Here is a 15,117-nt window from a genome sequence, read left to right on the forward strand (position 1 = left end):
GCCAAAACCTACCGAAATATGGTGTTGGTTTATTAGCGCTGATTTGTGGGGATCCCTCAGCGCGAGGCGGGCATTTGAGGCGGTGATGAAATGAAAAGAACCTGAATTATTTCTTCGTTTCTTTCTCTTCCATTTCACGCGCCCAGCGTGGGTGGTGTTTACGCGCCCAGCGCTTGGAGACCTTTCCTTCGATCATGCCTTTGATCGACCCTTTGACCCAGAACGCCATGTACATATGGATCAGGATGGCATGGATGAGGACGATAGCCGCAACAGCATGAATCAGAATGGCGTAGCGCACGACATCAATCGGGAACAGGTGAGCAAAGTAAGGGCGCCACATGATTACCCCAGTGATCAGCAGTACCAGCGTCAGCCCCATGATGCTCCAGAACATCATTTTCTGGCCTGGGTTATATTTACCCACTTCAGAGACTTCATGCTCATTGCCCTTCAACACTTCAATAATGTTGAGGAACCACGGCAAGTCACGCTTCTTCGGAATGTTATGACCAACAAAGCGGAAGAACATCGGGATCAGGCAGATGACAATCAGCACGCCAAAAAACGGATGCAGAATGCGTCCCATCTGTGGCGTACCAAACGTCTGTGTCAGCCATTGCAGGGTCGGGAAAAACAAAGCAATACCTGAGAGCGCGACCAGAAAAAAGCTAATCACCACAATCCAGTGACAGATGCGATCGATAAACTTGGTGCGCAAAATCATTTTTGATTTACTCATGTTTGTCTCCCCCTTCTTTATCTTCTCCCTCGTGGTCATGATCCATTTCTTCTGTGTTCGGACCCACACCGATGTAGTGGAACATTAACCCAGCGAACGTGGCGACAAACCCTAACGCAGATAGTGGCTTCAGAATGCCCTTCCACAGGTTGACCGGCGTAGAAATCTGCGGATCATCCGGCAGATTGTTGTAGAGCGACGGCCTGTCTGCATGGTGCAGAACATACATCACGTGCGTACCGCCCACGCCCTGCGGATCGTAGAGGCCTGCGTTCGCATAACCACGGCTTTTCAGATCGGCGATGCGTTCTTCTGCCAGATGCTTCATCTCTTCTTTCGTACCGAAACGAATGGCACCCGTCGGACAGGTTTTCACGCAGGCAGGCTCTTGCCCAACGCTGACTCTGTCGACGCACAGCGTACATTTATAGACGCGGTTATCTTCTTTATTCAGACGCGGAATATTGAATGGGCAGCCGGCGATACAATAGCCGCAGCCGATACAGTGTTCGGACTGAAAATCGACGATACCGTTGGCATACTGGATAACTGCACCAGCGGAAGGACAGGCTTTCAGACAGCCCGGATCGCTACAGTGCATGCAGCCATCTTTACGGATCAACCATTCCAGACGATCGTTCTCTTCCACTTCGGAAAAGCGCATCAGCGTCCAGGATTTGGCACTCAAATCCGCTGGGTTATCATAAACGCCAAAGTTATGGCCGACTTCGTCACGAATATCGTTCCACTCTGAACAGGCCACCTGACAGCCTTTACAGCCGATACAGGTGGTGACATCGATCAGTTTTGCCACTTCGCTTTTGTCATCACGCACATGCGGAGGCGGTGTAAAGCCGTTGGTGGCCGAACGTTTAATAATATCTTGTGATTGCATTGACATAATTGGCTACCCTTACGCCTTCTCTACATTAACCAAAAACGCTTTGTACTCAGGCGTTTGTGAATTAGCGTCGCCGACGCTCGGGGTGAGTGTGTTAGCCAGGAACCCTTTACGCGTGGTTCCCTCAAAGCCCCAGTGGCAGGGAATACCAACGGTTTCCACGCTGCGTCCGGCAATTTGCAGCGTTTTGATACGCTTCGTTACCACCGCTTTGGCTTTGATGTAGCCACGCTGGCAGGAGACTTTGACTTCATCGCCCGCTTTAATGCCTTTGCTCTTCGCCAGATTTTCACCGATCTCAACAAACTGTTCCGGCTGCACAATTGCGTTCAGACGTGCGTGTTTTGTCCAGTGACGGAACAATTCGGTAATCGAGTACGTGGTCGCCACATAAGGGAAGTCCTTCGCGGTGCCCATGGTTTTCGCATCACGCGCAAACAAACGCGCAACCGGGCTGGAAATCACCGACGGATGCAGCGGGTTGGTGCCAATAGGTGATTCGATCGGCTCGTAGTGTTCAGGGAACGGCCCGTCTACCAGTTTGTCCACGGAGAACAAACGTGCCAGACCTTCCGGCAGCATGATGAACGGCCCGGTGTCTTTGCCTGGTGGTACGGTTGCGGCGAAGTCAGGCACATCAATGCCTTGCCACTTCTGACCGGTCCATTCCAGCAATTTACGCTTGCTGTCCCACGGTTTCCCTTGCAGGTCGGCAGAGGCGCGGTTGTAGAGAATGCGGCGGTTTTGCGGCCAGCACCATGACCAGTTCGGCGTACAGCCCAGACCGGCATCGGCGTTGTCGCGTCTATCCATCTGGTTACCGGCTTCTGTCCAACTCCCGGCGTAAATCCAGCAGAAACTGGACGTGGTGCCGTCATCACGCAGCTGTGAGAAATCGGCGATCTGCTGGCCTTTTTTCAGGATCAGTTTGCCGCTGTCGTCGTAGATATCAGCCAGCGCCATGCCGTTGGCTTCGCGGGCGATCTCTTCCGGATGCGGATCTTCCGGGTCTTTGTAGTTCCAGTTGATGTTCATCAACGGATCCGGGTAAGTACCGCCTTCTTCGTTATACAGCTCACGCAGGCGCATCAGCAGCTTACCGAGGATTTTACCGTCGTGACGGGCTTCTCCTGGTGGCTCAGCCGCCGCCCAGTGCCATTGCAACCAGCGACCGGAGTTGGCGATAGAGCCATTCTCTTCGGCAAAGCAGGAAGACGGCAGACGGAAGACTTCAGTCTGAATGGACTTCGTATCCACGTCATTGAATTCGCCATAGTTCTGCCAGAACGTGGACGTTTCCGTGATCAGCGGATCGATGATGACCATATACTTGAGTTTGGAGAGCGCTTCGGTCGCTTTGTTCTTGTTGGAGAACGCCGCAACGGGGTTAAAGCCCTGAACGATGTAGCCGTTCATTTTGCCTTCCACCATCAGCTCGGTTTGCACCATGACGTCGTAGCTACGATCCCACTTCGGTAGCCAGTCATAACCCCAGTTATTCGCGGCCTGCGCGTGGTCGCCGTAGAAGCTCTTCATCATGCTGATAAAGAATTTTGGCGTGTTTTTCCAATAGTTAACCTGATCGGGCAACGCGGCAGTTGGCGTGATTTGGCCCAGATAGGTATTCAGATCCGGCTGTTTTTCTGACGGCAGTGGCATATAGCCCGGCAGATTTAGCGACAGCAGACCCAGATCGGTATATCCCTGAATGTTGGAGTGGCCGCGCAGGGCGTTGATGCCGCCGCCTGCCATACCAATATTCCCCAACAGAAGCTGGATCATGCCAGCGGAGCGGATAATTTGCGCGCCGTTGGTGTGGTGCGTCCAACCCAGTGCATACATAAAGGTTGCGGTTTTATTCGGTACACAGGTTTCAGCCAGTGTTCGGCAAATCTCTTCATAATCTTTGGCTGAGGTACCGCACAGCGATGTCACCATTTCCAGCGTATAGCGGGAGACGTGCTTTTTCAGCAGGTTCCAGACGCAGCGCGGATGGGACAGCGTGTTGTCGCGTTTGGCGAAACCGGACTCATCTAACTCATACTGCCAGCTGGATTTGTCATATTGACGTTTTTGTTCGTCATAGCCGCTGAACAAGCCTTCGTCGAAGCTAAAGTCATCACGTACGATCAGGCTGGCATTGGTGTAAGACACCACGTATTCGCGATGAATTTTATCGTTCGTAATAAGGTAGTTAACGATACCTAACAGGAAGGCGGCATCTGAGCCTGCGCGAATCGGCGCGTAGAGATCGGCAACGGCAGCGGAGCGGTTAAAACGCGGATCGACCACAATCAGCTTCGCATTGTTGTGCGTTTTCGCTTCAACGGCCCATTTGAAACCGACTGGGTGCGCTTCTGCTGGGTTTCCGCCCATGACGATGATGACATTGGCGTTTTTGATATCAACCCAGTTGTTAGTCATCGCGCCACGGCCGAATGTCGGTGCCAGTGCAGCAACGGTTGGTCCGTGGCACAAACGTGCCTGACAGTCGATAGCAACCATGCCGAGTGCACGGGCAAATTTCTGGTCGAGAATACCGGTTTCGTTGCTGGCAGCAGAAGAGCACAGCATACCGGTAGTCAGCCAGCGGTTGACGGTTTCGCCTTTGGCGTTGGTGCGTTCGAAGTTGGCATCACGGTCAGCTTTCATCAGGCGTGCGATGCGTTCAATCGCGTCATCCCAGCTGATTCGTTGCCATTTGTCTGAGCCCGGCGCGCGGTATTCAGGGTAGAGCAGGCGGTTTTCACTGTGGATATAGTCAACCAGACCTGCACCTTTCGGGCAAAGGGAGCCGCGGCTGACTGGGTGATCCGCATCACCTTCGATATGAAAAACGGAAGGCTTCGCGTTTTTAGCGCCATCGCCCAGGCTATACATGAGCACACCACAACCCACTGAACAGTAGGTGCAGTTGTTACGCGTCTCTTTCGCTCGTAACAGCTTATATTGACGTACTGATGCCATTGCTTCCGTGGGTGTAAAGCCCAATACCGCGAGAGTGGTTCCAGCCATCCCCCCCGCGCAAACTTTAAAGAAACCTCTTCTATTCAGTTGCATTAGTTTCCCTGTGTAATTATGTGTCATTTTTGTTGCGAGCAATTTAACAACACATAAATTGTGGGCTTTGCGCAAAATCAAAATTTAAGTATTTAAACCCCCATAACACCTATAAAGAGGTATATTTTTTATTCGTTATATATTGTAATGCATAACGAATTTGTTATTTCATGGTTACAAATAATGTGGCGTGACGAGTCGGTCAAAGGAGAATAAGCGGGAGTTTGTGGAGGAATTGTTGCAAAAAAAGCCGGATAAAAAATCCGGCTTGATGTGGTGGTTATTTGACCTGCATCCCAGGCTGAGCGCCGCTGTCTGGGCTCAGCAGGAAGATATCTTTCCCGCCGGGACCGGCTGCCATCACCATACCTTCTGATATGCCGAAGCGCATTTTACGCGGTGCCAGATTGGCGACCATCACAGTTAAACGGCCTTCCAGCTTAGCCGGGTCGGGATAAGCCTCACGAATGCCGGAGAAGACCTGACGGGTTTCGCCGCCCAGATCCAGCGTCAGACGTAAAAGCTTGTCAGAACCGTCAACCAGTTCAGCCTGCTTAATCAGTGCGATACGCATATCGACTTTGGCAAAATCGTCAAAGTTAATGGTGTCCTGCACCGGGTTGTCTGCCAGCGGACCGGAGACGACTTTTTGTGCGGCGACCATGTCTTCTTTCGACGCGTCAACCATTGCGTTAACTTTATCCAGATCGATGCGGTTGAACAGCGCTTTGAATGGGCTAACCTGATGGCTCAGCAGCGGCGTGGCAATCGCATCCCAGCTCAGTTCCGTGTTCAAAAACGCTTCTGTTCGTTGTGCCAGAGAAGGCAGGACCGGTTTCAGGTATGTCATCAGTACGCGGAACAGGTTGATGCCCATTGAGCATATGGCTTGCAGATCTTCATCCCGACCTTCTGCTTTCGCCACAACCCACGGTGCCTGTTCGTCAACGTAGCGGTTAGCGATATCCGCCAACGCCATGATCTCACGAATGGCACGCCCGGATTCACGGTTGTTATAGGCTTCGGCAATGCTGGTGGCGGCATCGGTGAAGGTTTTGTACAGCTCGGCGTCAGCCAACTTGTCCGCCAGCTTGCCGTCAAAGCGCTTGCTGATGAAACCGGCATTACGTGATGCCAGATTCACGACTTTGTTAACGATGTCAGCATTTACGCGCTGAACGAAATCTTCCAGATTAAGATCGATGTCATCAATGCGAGAAGATAGTTTTGCCGCGTAGTAATAACGCAGGCAATCGGCATCCAAATGTTGCAGATACGTGCCCGCTTTGATGAAGGTGCCGCGTGATTTAGACATCTTGGCGCCGTTGACCGTGACATAACCATGTACGAACAGGTTTGTCGGTTTACGGAAACCGCTGCCTTCGAGCATGGCAGGCCAGAACAGGCTGTGGAAATAAACGATGTCTTTACCGATGAAGTGATACAAATCTGCGTCGGAGTCTTTCTTCCAGAAATCATCGAAATTCAGATCGCCACGTTTGTCGCACAGGTTCTTGAACGACCCCATGTAGCCAATTGGCGCATCCAGCCAGACGTAAAAATACTTGCCCGGTGCATCGGGGATTTCAAAACCGAAATACGGTGCGTCGCGGGTGATGTCCCACTGTTGCAGGCCAGAATCGAACCACTCCTGCATCTTGTTAGCGACTTGCTCCTGCAATGCGCCGGAACGCGTCCAGGCTTGCAGCATCTCGCTGAACGCAGGCAGATCGAAGAAGAAGTGTTCTGTTTCACGCATCTCTGGCGTGGCACCAGACACCACTGATTTGGGTTCGATCAGCTCTGTTGGGCTGTAGGTCGCACCGCAGACTTCGCAGTTATCGCCGTATTGGTCGGCTGCCTTACATTTCGGGCAGGTGCCTTTGACGAAACGATCCGGCAGGAACATGCCTTTCTCTGGATCGTACAGCTGAGAAATGGTGCGATTTTTAATAAAGCCGTTCTCTTTCAGCCGACCATAAATCAGACCTGACAGCTCGCGGTTCTCTTCGCTGTGCGTAGAGTGGTAGTTGTCATAGCTGATATTGAAACCGGCAAAGTCCTGCTGATGCTCCTGACTCATTGCCGCAATCATCTGTTCCGGCGCAATCCCCATCTGCTGTGCTTTCAGCATGATTGGCGTGCCGTGAGCGTCGTCCGCACAGATAAAGTGAACCTGGTTGCCGCGCATTCGCTGGTAACGAACCCAAATATCGGCCTGAACGTGTTCAAGCATATGACCGAGGTGGATTGAACCATTAGCGTAAGGCAGCGCGCACGTTACCAGGATTTTCTTTGCGACTTGAGTCATGAGGAACTTGCTTTCTTTTGTGAATAGAGGGAGATCGATGTTAACCGATAGCGCCTTGCTGCGTAAACCGCTGGCGTGAGTAAAAACGGCAGGAAACCCCATGGCATATTTTTATTTGCGTAGCGTTTCCACGTTTTTGATGCCGAAGGGCGTCAGGCTCCCCTCGCTCTGGTATGCTATATACGGTCTCAACGGTCAAATATGAGAATTTCAAGGAGCCGGAATGAACGCGACAGTCCCCGAACAACGCCCTGAAGCACTACGTGCGATGGTCACCGGGGTTTTATCTACTTTTCAGCACCCGACACTGAAAAATAACCTGACGACACTGAATGCACTGCGCCATTGTGCGCTGCTGGACAACGTGTTGCATATCGACCTGACGATGCCGTTTGTCTGGCTGAGCGGTTTGGCAGTATTAAAAGAAACGGTTAGCGATGAGCTATTACGTTTATCAGGCGCAAAGGCGGTCGAGTGGCGTTTAACGCACGATATCGCGACTCTGCGCCGGGTTAACGATCAGGCCGGCGTGAAGGGCGTGAAAAATATCATTGCCGTCAGTTCCGGCAAAGGTGGGGTCGGCAAATCCAGCACGGCGGTCAACATGGCGCTGGCGCTGGCGGCTGAAGGCGCGAATGTGGGCATTCTGGATGCTGACATCTACGGTCCTTCCATTCCGACTATGCTGGGCTCGGCCAGTGAGCGCCCAACCTCGCCAGACGGTCAACATATGGCACCGATTATCGCGCACGGCCTGGCAACCAACTCGATTGGTTATCTGGTGACGGATGATAACGCCATGGTGTGGCGTGGGCCGATGGCCAGCAAAGCGTTATTGCAACTGCTGCAGGATACACTCTGGCCGGATCTGGACTATCTGGTATTAGATATGCCGCCGGGTACGGGTGATATTCAACTGACGCTGGCGCAGAGTATTCCTGTCACGGGTGCGGTCGTGGTGACGACGCCACAGGATATCGCACTGATGGATGCCATGAAGGGCATCGCGATGTTTGAAAAAGTCAGTGTGCCGGTACTGGGCATCGTTGAGAATATGAGCGTACATATCTGTAGCAACTGCGGTCATCTGGAGCCGATCTTCGGCACGGGCGGTGCGCAGAAGCTGGCGGAAAAATATCACTGTTCTCTGTTAGGTCAGCTTCCACTGCATATCTCTCTGCGTGAAGACCTCGACCGCGGTGAGCCGACGGTAGTCAGCCAGCCGGACAGCGAGTTTACTTCTCTGTACCGCGAACTGGCGGGGCAGGTTGCCGCTCAGCTTTACTGGCAGGGTGACACAATTCCCGGCGAAATTTCTTTCCGGGCGCTGTAACGCTTCCGCCAGAGGGTAATCAGCCGGGGGATCTGCCCCGGCTTGATCCTGCGCCAGCATGCGATTTCCCTCGGGCGCAATACGCGGAAAGGGTGGCGTGAAGGGGGGTAACTCCCTATAATTGCCGCGTCAAAGCGCCCGTTGGCGCATTCCCCTCTCTTTTATTTATGTTAATCAGGTCGTTAATACCATGACTGATCAGTCTCACCAGTGCGTCATCATCGGGATCTCAGGAGCATCCGCTTCGGGTAAAAGTCTTATTTCCAGCACCTTGTATCGAGAATTGCGCGATCAGGTTGGTGATCAGCATATCGGGGTGATATCTGAAGACAGTTATTATAAAGATCAAAGCCACCTGACGATGGAAGAGCGGGTAAAAACTAACTATGACCACCCGAGCTCGATGGATCATAGTCTGCTGCTCAAGCATTTGCAGATGTTGAAAGCCGGTCAGGCGATCGAAGTCCCGCAGTACAGCTATGTCGAGCACACCCGCAAGCAGGAAACCGTGCATATCGAGCTGAAAAAGGTCATTATTCTGGAAGGTATCCTGCTGCTGACGGATGCGCGCCTGCGCAGTGAGATGAATTTCTCTATTTTTGTCGATACACCGCTGGATATTTGCCTGCTGCGCCGTATGCGCCGCGACGTTAATGAGCGCGGGCGTTCAATGGATTCCGTGATGGAACAGTATCAGAAGACCGTGCGCCCGATGTTCCTGCAATTTATTGAGCCCTCTAAGCAGTATGCCGACATTATTGTGCCGCGCGGCGGGAAAAACCGTATTGCGATTGATATTTTGAAAGCCAAGATAAGCCAGTTTTTTGAGTAGTCGATACCCTAGATAATCCGCGTTGCATCACTAACGTGGAGATCATGTGAAGTATGACGGGTAGATGAGGTTTATCTGATAGATACCGGCGTCGAATGGAGAATAAGATGAGACTGTGTGACCGTGACATTGAAGCCTGGCTGGATGATGGCCGACTGGTGATTACACCCCGTCCGCCTATTGAGAGGATCAGTGGTGCGACCGTTGATGTTCGTTTGGGAAACCAGTTTCGCGTCTTCCGCGGACACACCGCGGCCTTCATTGACTTAAGTGGCCCGAAAGATGAAGTCAGTGCGGCGCTGGATCGCGTCATGAGTGATGAAATCAATTTGCCGGAAGATGAGGCATTTTTCCTGCACCCGGGAGAATTAGCGCTGGCAGTGACGTTTGAATCCGTCACGCTGCCGGATAATTTGGTTGGCTGGCTGGATGGTCGCTCTTCGCTGGCCCGTCTGGGATTGATGGTTCACGTCACTGCACACCGCATCGATCCAGGTTGGCAAGGAAGAATTGTGCTGGAGTTCTATAATTCAGGTAAGTTGCCGTTGGCGTTACGTCCCGGCATGATGATTGGCGCTCTGAGTTTTGAACCGCTTTCCGGGCCGGCTGCTCGTCCTTACAACCGCCGTCAGGATGCCAAATATAAAGACCAACAGGGTGCGGTAGCGAGCCGGATCGATAAAGACTAAGCGTCTGGCGACAGGCCTGTAAGGTAAAAAGCAGGTGGCCGTGCGTTTCGCAATGAGGATGGCATGAGAAGATTTCTGACGACGCTGGCAATTCTGCTTGTGGTGGTTGTGGCAGGAATGACGGCCTTGGTCGTACTGGTTAATCCCAATGACTTCCGCGCCTACATGGTGAAGCAAGTTGAGGAACGTAGCGGCTATCGCCTTCAACTGGATGGCGATCTGCGTTGGCATGTGTGGCCGCAACTGAGCATATTATCAGGCGGGATGTCGTTGAGTGCGCCGGGATCCAGTGCGCCGATTGTCAGCGCCGAGAACATGCGTCTTGATGTGCAGCTGTGGCCGCTGCTGTCGCACAAGCTAGCAGTCAAGCAGGTGATGCTGAAAGGTGCCATTATTCGCCTGACGCCGGAAAGTGAAGCCAAACAATCTACCAATGCGCCTATTGCCCCAGCAGGATCGCAGACCCCATCTGAGGAACGGCACTGGCGGCTGGATATTGATAAGATCAAAGTCGCCGATAGCCTGTTGATTCTGCAGCGCAGCAATAATGAGCAGATTAACGTGCGTGACATTAATCTTGCGATGGAGCAGAACAGCGACCGTCAGGTCAGCATCGAATTATCAAGCCGTATCAATCGCGATCAGCGCGATATTGCCTTCTCTCTTGCCGCAGATGTCGATTTGCTGCATTTCCCCCAGCAGGTCAATGCCAATATTACCAAGCTAGATTACCAGCTTCAGGGAGCAGGAATACCAGCAAACGGTATCAGCGGAACGGGGAGTGTTCAGGCAAGTTATCAACATCAGCCTGAAAAAATCACGTTTAGCCAGCTTTCACTTAATACCAATAATAGCCAACTGTCTGGTGCTGGTAGCGTTACGCTGGGGGATATCCCTCATTACGAATTAGATCTGTTGTCTGAGAAGCTGGATTTGGATTCCCTGCTGGGGATTGCGTCGGTAAAAGATAACAATGCCGCTGTCGTGCCGGCTAAATCATCAGCCCCTGTGATTTCAAATGAAAGCGGGTTAGCCAAGCCAGAAGACGGCTTACAGACATTCACCGCGCGTCTGTCATTACAGGCCGCGGCGCTGATCTATCGTGGGCTCGATGTCCGTCAATTTACGCTACGGGCAGACAATCAACCGGGGCTGCTGGATGTGACGACCTTGAGCGGTGAATTAGGTGGTGGGCATTTCTCATTGCCCGGTAAAGTTGTGACGAAGCCATCGACCAACATCACGCTACGGCCAGACCTCAAGGATGTTGAGTTATCCCAGTTGATGTCCGCATTTGCGCTGCCCGCTGAGACGGTCAGTGGGAAATTGTCGATGGTGGGGCAGTTCAGCGGCAATAGCTTTGCGCTACCTGCATTGCTCCAGCAGTGGCAGGGGACAGCGACGCTGCAAGGCAATAACGTTCGTCTACAGGGTTTGAATATCCAGCAAATGGTGCAGATGGCCATTGCGCGTAGCAATGGGAATGTCCGAGGACAAGAGCGCTACGAGCGCTATACCGAATTGCAGCAGCTGACCGGGAAAGTACAACTGAACGCGGGTAAGTTACGCCTTACCGATCTCAATGGCCGTTCAGAGCTGCTGTCGCTAACGGGTGCCGGCCAATTCGATTTGCCAGCCCAGACGTGTGACGTCAACTTGAATGTCTCTATCACGCAAGGGTGGCAGGGGGATGAGCAGCTAGTCAGCGTGTTGAAAAACACGGCGATCCCGCTACGCATTTATGGCGAGTGGGATAAATTGAATTACCAATTACAGGTGGATCAACTGCTGCGTAAACGCCTGCAGGACGAATTGAAAAAACGCCTGAATGATTGGGCCAGCCAAAATCAGCAAAGCCAGAAGGGCAAGGATCTGAAGCAACTCCTCGATCGTCTTTAATTTTTTAAATACTCCGCTTTTAGCCGGTTTGCTGATTCCTGTCAGTAAACTGGCAGCTTCTCGCTAACGTTTTCCCTCAGTTTGTCATCCTCCCCCAGACTGGCTATGTGCCCGGTGTCTCTTTTTTAACGCCGCATATTAATATTTTTCTCTTTTTTTATTTTCTAAAGCAGTAAACTTCGCTCCCTGTTTTCGGTGCGGCGCTACTCCGCTGCCGGGGAATTTCTGTTAGATAATTTATTATTCAGGTATCGAAACCCACTATGCTCGAACTTTTGATTGGTGTTGCTGTAACGATTCTGGTTGGTCGTTACATTATAAAAGGATACTCCGCGACTGGCGTGTTGCTGGTGGGAGGCCTCTTACTTTTGGCAATCAGTGCCATGCTGGGGAAAAACGTATTACCAGCCAGCGCGAAGGCGACAGGCTGGAGTGCAACGGATATTGTTGAATACGTAAAAATTTTGCTGATGAGCCGCGGTGGCGATCTCGGCATGATGATTATGGTGCTGTGTGGATTTGCGGCTTATATGACGCATATCGGTGCTAATGATGTCGTCGTGAAGCTGGTTTCCCGCCCGCTGAAAATGATTAACTCGCCTTATTTACTGATGATCGCGGCCTATTTTGTCGCCTGCCTGATGTCGTTGGCGGTGTCATCAGCCACGGGATTAGGTGTGCTGTTGATGGCAACGTTGTTCCCCGTCATGGTGAACGTTGGCATTAGTCGCGGTGCCGCTGCTGCAATCTGCGCTTCCCCTGTGGCGTTGATTCTGTCGCCGACGTCAGGCGACGTAGTTCTTGCCGCACAGGCATCACAGATGAAATTAGTGGATTTTGCCTTTAAAGCCACGCTGCCTATTTCCATCATGGCGATCGTGTGTATGGCCGTCGCACATTTCTTCTGGCAGCGCTATCTGGATAACAAAGCGAATGTCAGCCATGAGATTCTGGACGTCAGCGAGATCACGACGGATGCTCCGCGTTTTTACGCCATTCTGCCGTTTACGCCGATCATGGGTGTACTGGTGTTTGATGGCAAATGGGGGCCGGAACTCCACATTATCACTGTACTGGTTATCTGTATGGTGCTGGCCGCAGCACTGGAATTTGTCCGTTCGTTCAGCGCGCAAAAAGTGTTTGATGGGCTGGATGTGGCTTACCGTGGGATGGCCGATGCCTTCTCTAGCGTCGTCATCCTGTTAGTTGCAGCAGGCGTCTTTGCTCAGGGGCTTGGCACGATTGGTTTTATCAGTGGCCTGATTGGCCTGGCGCAGTCATTCGGCAGCGGTGGGTTGGTGATTATGCTGGTACTGGTCGCGATAACGATGTTGGCTGCGATGACAACGGGCTCGGGCAATGCCCCGTTCTACGCGTTTGTTGAGCTGATTCCAAAGCTGGCGTCGCAAATGGGCATCAATCCTGCCTATCTGGCGATTCCGATGCTTCAGGCTTCCAACTTGGGCCGTACCATTTCTCCGGTATCCGGCGTAGTCGTTGCGGTCGCCGGGATGGCAAAAATATCGCCGTTCGAGGTGGTTAAGCGCACATCGGTTCCGGTTTTGGTTGGGCTGATTGTGGTGGTAGTTGCCACCGAAATTATGGTGCCAGCCTGATAGACCATAGAAAACAGCCCCTACCGAACGGAAAGGGGCTGTAGAGATAAATGCGGCGTTGAGCATAGCGACAGCGCCGCTATCACACTTCAAAATCAGTCTGTGGTTCGTCGTTTGGTGTGATGCGGACCTCAATGATACGATGGCTTTCCACCGCCAGAATAGTGAACTGATAACTATCGATTGACAGTGTATCGCCCACCTGCGGCACCCGCTGCGCGTGCTCCATCAACAGCCCCGCCAACGTGTAGTATTCGCGCTTTTCATCCAGCGTCAGCGGAACATACATCGTTAAGTCTTCCAGCGGAATATAGCCATTTACGGTCCAACTGCCGTCGTCATTCTGCTGAATGCTATGGCGCGCATCGCGATCTTCCCCTTCGCGCGGCAGGTTGCCGGCAATGGTTTCCATCACGTCGCTTAATGTGACTATCCCTTCCATCGAACCAAATTCATCAACGACAAACGCAAAGTGCGTTCGCGCTTCTCTAAACTGTTCCAAAGCCTGTAACAGTGAAAGCTGTTCAGGAAAGACCAGCGGCTGACGAATCAGAATACGTGGATTGAACGGCTCGCGGTTTAGCTGCTGCTGGAGTAAATCGGCAACATGTACGATACCCAACGGTTCGTCGGAGGTATTGCTGTCGGTTACCACCAGTCGGGAATGCTGGTTGGTCGTTAACAGTTTAGCGAGCGCATCCTGTGTAATATCCAGCTCAACCGAGTCGATGTCATGCCGCGACGTCATAATGCTGCTGATGGTTCGCTGCGCCAGCCCCAATACCCGCTTTATCATCCGGCGTTCCTGAATATTGAAGACTTCCTGACCTGCCCGGGTGTTGTCTGCAATCATCGATGAAGTTTGATTGTCCAGTTCAGCTTCTTCATGGTTACCACGCAAGATACGCAAGACCACTTCCGCGGTGCGCTGGCGCAGTGGAACCGAGGAGGAAAGAAAGCGCCGGCGGTTGAACAAGGAGACCTGATTCAACATCTCAATCATCACCGAGAAACCTATCGCGGCGTAGAGGTAGCCTTTAGGGATGTGATAACCAAAGGCGTCTGCGACCAGACTGAAACCAATCATCAGCAGGAAGCTGAGACACAGGATAACGATGGTCGGGTGTTCAGCGACAAAACGGGTTAGCGGCTTGCTGGCCAGCAGCATGAGGAAAATAGCGATGGTCACGGCGGACATCATGACCAGCAAGTGATCGGTCATGCCGACGGCGGTAATCACGGAGTCCAGCGAGAATATGGCGTCCAGTACCACGATCTGTGCCACTACCGGCCAGAAACGTGCACCTTTACGTTGGGTTTGCTGCTCCTCATCTTTTCCTTCGAGACGTTCGTTGAGTTCCATGGTGGCTTTAAAGAGTAGAAACAGTCCTCCAACCAGCATGATGACATCGCGAGCGCTGAATGTGTGCCCAAGGAACGTGAAGAGGGGGGTAGTCAAAGACACCAGCCATGAAATGGACGCCAGCAGACCCAGGCGCATAATCAGGGCAAGTAACAAACCGACGACTCTGGCTTTATCGCGTTGTTCTTTTGGTAGTTTCTCAGCCAGAATGGCAATGAAGATAAGATTATCAATGCCCAGAACCAGTTCCAGGACAACCAGCGTGGTCAACCCGGCCCATATCGTTGGATCAGCGATCCACTCCATATCTCTTTTTTCACCTTTAAAGGAACATAACCTCGATAGCGTATCAGGGCATGCACAGATGAACC

At 52.2% G+C, this 15,117-nt stretch carries 10 protein-coding genes; 5 read left to right on the top strand and 5 right to left on the bottom strand.

Going from position 1 to position 15,117, the window contains the following annotated elements; genetic code table 11:
• Nucleotides 1-106: 106 nt before the first annotated feature.
• From fdnI to metG, 4 genes are all read right to left on the bottom strand, one after another.
• Nucleotides 107-742 (bottom strand): formate dehydrogenase-N subunit gamma, encoded by a 636-nt coding sequence (fdnI, locus tag ACIPUG_RS17160; RefSeq protein ID WP_010286863.1) that lies wholly within the window; start codon nucleotides 740-742, stop codon nucleotides 107-109.
• Nucleotides 735-1,643, bottom strand: a complete 909-nt coding sequence (gene fdxH, locus ACIPUG_RS17165) for a formate dehydrogenase subunit beta (protein ID WP_014914710.1) — start codon at nucleotides 1,641-1,643, stop codon at nucleotides 735-737. The genes fdnI and fdxH overlap by 8 nt, the downstream gene beginning before the upstream one ends.
• 12 nt (nucleotides 1,644-1,655) lie before the next feature.
• Nucleotides 1,656-4,703 (bottom strand): formate dehydrogenase-N subunit alpha, encoded by a 3,048-nt coding sequence (gene fdnG, locus ACIPUG_RS17170; protein ID WP_400339400.1) that lies wholly within the window; start codon nucleotides 4,701-4,703, stop codon nucleotides 1,656-1,658.
• Nucleotides 4,704-4,983: 280 nt separating this feature from the next.
• Complete coding sequence (metG, locus tag ACIPUG_RS17175) at nucleotides 4,984-7,014, bottom strand: methionine--tRNA ligase (protein WP_205546207.1); 2,031 nt, start codon at nucleotides 7,012-7,014, stop codon at nucleotides 4,984-4,986.
• A gap of 223 nt (nucleotides 7,015-7,237) precedes the next feature.
• Between metG and apbC the strand changes: the two genes are divergently transcribed.
• The 5 genes from apbC (at nucleotide 7,238) to dcuC (ending at nucleotide 13,383) form a co-directional block, all read left to right on the top strand.
• Nucleotides 7,238-8,347, top strand: coding sequence for an iron-sulfur cluster carrier protein ApbC (gene apbC / locus ACIPUG_RS17180; RefSeq protein ID WP_010281301.1), 1,110 nt, complete (start codon nucleotides 7,238-7,240; stop codon nucleotides 8,345-8,347).
• 190 nt (nucleotides 8,348-8,537) lie between these two features.
• Nucleotides 8,538-9,179 (top strand): uridine kinase, encoded by a 642-nt coding sequence (udk, locus tag ACIPUG_RS17185; protein WP_010281304.1) that lies wholly within the window; start codon nucleotides 8,538-8,540, stop codon nucleotides 9,177-9,179.
• Nucleotides 9,180-9,286: 107 nt separating this feature from the next.
• Entirely contained in the window at nucleotides 9,287-9,868 is a 582-nt protein-coding gene (gene dcd / locus ACIPUG_RS17190) for a dCTP deaminase (RefSeq protein ID WP_400339403.1), read from the top strand.
• 63 nt (nucleotides 9,869-9,931) lie between these two features.
• Nucleotides 9,932-11,767, top strand: a complete 1,836-nt coding sequence (gene asmA, locus ACIPUG_RS17195) for an outer membrane assembly protein AsmA (RefSeq protein WP_400339406.1) — start codon at nucleotides 9,932-9,934, stop codon at nucleotides 11,765-11,767.
• Nucleotides 11,768-12,030: 263 nt separating this feature from the next.
• Nucleotides 12,031-13,383, top strand: coding sequence for an anaerobic C4-dicarboxylate transporter DcuC (dcuC, locus tag ACIPUG_RS17200; RefSeq protein ID WP_014914716.1), 1,353 nt, complete (start codon nucleotides 12,031-12,033; stop codon nucleotides 13,381-13,383).
• 82 nt (nucleotides 13,384-13,465) lie between these two features.
• On the opposite strand, the gene ACIPUG_RS17205 is transcribed toward dcuC, so the two are convergent.
• Nucleotides 13,466-15,052, bottom strand: coding sequence for a TerC family protein (locus ACIPUG_RS17205; RefSeq protein WP_400339409.1), 1,587 nt, complete (start codon nucleotides 15,050-15,052; stop codon nucleotides 13,466-13,468).
• Between the last annotated feature and the right edge of the window lie 65 nt (nucleotides 15,053-15,117).

This window comes from Pectobacterium sp. CHL-2024, from assembly GCF_044751765.1.
Classification (GTDB): Bacteria; Pseudomonadota; Gammaproteobacteria; order Enterobacterales; family Enterobacteriaceae; genus Pectobacterium; species Pectobacterium brasiliense.

Excerpts from the sequence above, each read along its gene's own strand:
- fdnI (WP_010286863.1), bottom strand. The coding sequence starts at position 742 with ATGAGTAAATCAAAAATGATTTTGCGCACCAAGTTTATCGATCGCATC.
- fdxH (WP_014914710.1), bottom strand. The coding sequence starts at position 1,643 with ATGTCAATGCAATCACAAGATATTATTAAACGTTCGGCCACCAACGGC.
- fdnG (WP_400339400.1), bottom strand. The coding sequence starts at position 4,703 with ATGCAACTGAATAGAAGAGGTTTCTTTAAAGTTTGCGCGGGGGGGATG.
- metG (WP_205546207.1), bottom strand. The coding sequence starts at position 7,014 with ATGACTCAAGTCGCAAAGAAAATCCTGGTAACGTGCGCGCTGCCTTAC.
- apbC (WP_010281301.1), top strand. The coding sequence starts at position 7,238 with ATGAACGCGACAGTCCCCGAACAACGCCCTGAAGCACTACGTGCGATG.
- udk (WP_010281304.1), top strand. The coding sequence starts at position 8,538 with ATGACTGATCAGTCTCACCAGTGCGTCATCATCGGGATCTCAGGAGCA.
- dcd (WP_400339403.1), top strand. The coding sequence starts at position 9,287 with ATGAGACTGTGTGACCGTGACATTGAAGCCTGGCTGGATGATGGCCGA.
- asmA (WP_400339406.1), top strand. The coding sequence starts at position 9,932 with ATGAGAAGATTTCTGACGACGCTGGCAATTCTGCTTGTGGTGGTTGTG.
- dcuC (WP_014914716.1), top strand. The coding sequence starts at position 12,031 with ATGCTCGAACTTTTGATTGGTGTTGCTGTAACGATTCTGGTTGGTCGT.
- ACIPUG_RS17205 (WP_400339409.1), bottom strand. The coding sequence starts at position 15,052 with ATGGAGTGGATCGCTGATCCAACGATATGGGCCGGGTTGACCACGCTG.